At 35.9% G+C, this 1,737-nt stretch carries 3 protein-coding genes; all 3 read left to right on the forward strand.

Annotated features, from left to right (window positions below; translation table 11 throughout):
• The coding region (locus RLO81_RS09990; RefSeq protein WP_350110852.1) for a sugar nucleotidyltransferase at positions 1-529 on the forward strand (529 nt) is incomplete at its 5' end.
• A complete protein-coding gene (gene rfbC, locus RLO81_RS09995) occupies positions 530-1,081 on the forward strand; it encodes a dTDP-4-dehydrorhamnose 3,5-epimerase (protein ID WP_350110855.1) in 552 nt (183 codons plus the stop codon).
• The coding region (rfbD, locus tag RLO81_RS10000; RefSeq protein WP_350110858.1) for a dTDP-4-dehydrorhamnose reductase at positions 1,078-1,737 on the forward strand (660 nt) is incomplete at its 3' end. The genes rfbC and rfbD, both read left to right, overlap by 4 nt.

Raw genomic sequence — 1,737 nt, forward strand, 5'->3', positions numbered from 1 at the left:
TTTTTCTAAAACGTTGCAAAAATCTGCGACTTTAGATAAAGGGGCTACCGTTTTCGGATATTATGTAAGTGATCCAGAGCGCTATGGTGTAGTAGAGTTTGATGATAACAACAAAGTGGTCTCGATTGAAGAGAAACCAAAGAAACCAAAGTCCCACTATGCGGTAACAGGTCTTTATTTCTATGACAACACGGTTGTTGAGAAAGCAAAGCAAGTAAAACCATCGACCAGAGGTGAACTTGAGATCACAGACCTGAACAATATGTATCGTGAAGAAGGAACTTTAAATGTAGAACTACTGGGAAGAGGAATGGCCTGGCTAGATACAGGAACACATCACTCACTGCTTCAAGCTTCTAATTTTGTAGAATCTATTGAAGAGCGACAAGGATTGAAAATTGCCTGTTTGGAAGAAATTGCCTTTAATATGGGATATATAAGTAAGAAGCAGTTGGTAGAACTTGCTAAGCCACTGTCAAAAAATAATTATGGCCAGTATTTATTGGCGGTATCCAAAGGACTTAAATAAATGAAAGTAACTCCAACAGAATTTCAGGGATTGTTTGTTGTAGAACCGACTGTATTTGAAGACCATAGAGGTTACTTTATGGAGAGTTATAATCAAAAAAAACTCCTGGAATACGGAATAGACTTCAATTTTGTGCAGGATAACCAATCAAAATCTTCGTATGGGGTTTTAAGAGGTTTGCATTTTCAAAATCCTCCTCATGCCCAAACCAAACTTGTAAGAGCATTGCAAGGAAGAATAATTGATGCCGTTGTAGATATTCGTAAATCTAGCCCTACATATGGGAAATCATTTTCAATTGAGTTATCGGATGAAAACAAAAGGCAAATAATTGTACCGAAGGGATTTGCTCATGGTTTTTCTGTCTTATCAGATACTGCTGAAATACTTTACAAATGTGATGCATTTTACAACAAAGAATCAGAAGGTGGTTTGATGTACAATGACTCTGCTTTCAATATTGATTGGGGGTTGGCGGATAATGAATTAATACTTTCTGAAAAGGATCAAGGTTATCAACCATTTTCTAAATTTAAAACACAGTTTCAATGAAAATATTGGTAACTGGAAGCAAAGGGCAACTTGGAAGTGAAATAAAGTATTTATCTACGGATTATAATTATGAATTTGTTTTCATTGATTTTAATGAACTAGATCTTTCAAAAACAGAATCCATCTGCCCTTTTTTGTCTGGCATAAACCCAGACTTTATTATCAATTGTGCGGCATATACAGCCGTTGACAAAGCGGAAGATGAGCCCCTATTAGCTGCCAAAATCAATGAACACGCACCTGCTGAAATTGCAAAATATTGCAATGAATCTGGGTGTAGACTAATACATATCTCTACTGATTATGTATTTGATGGAGTCTTTGATAGACCTATAACTGAAGAAGATAAACCTAACCCAAAATCGGTTTATGGTAAAACTAAGTTAGAAGGTGAAAAGGCTATTTTAACTAGTCTTAAGAATGTATACATCTTAAGAACATCATGGGTATACTCAGAATTTGGGAACAATTTTGTAAAAACCATGATACGGCTTGGCCAAGAACGAGATGAAATTAATGTTGCCTCTGACCAATTTGGCAGCCCTACCTGGGCGAGAGATCTAGCCAATGCTATTCTTACATTAATTTCTGAAATAAATGATGGCAATGATGTACCTGGTATATACCATTTTAGTAATGAGGGTGAAATATCATGG

Source organism: Fulvivirga sp., from assembly GCF_040220315.1.
Taxonomy (GTDB): Bacteria; Bacteroidota; Bacteroidia; order Cytophagales; family Cyclobacteriaceae; genus Fulvivirga.

Coding starts and splice junctions, on each gene's coding strand:
- rfbC (WP_350110855.1), top strand. CDS start 530: ATGAAAGTAACTCCAACAGAATTTCAGGGATTGTTTGTTGTAGAACCG.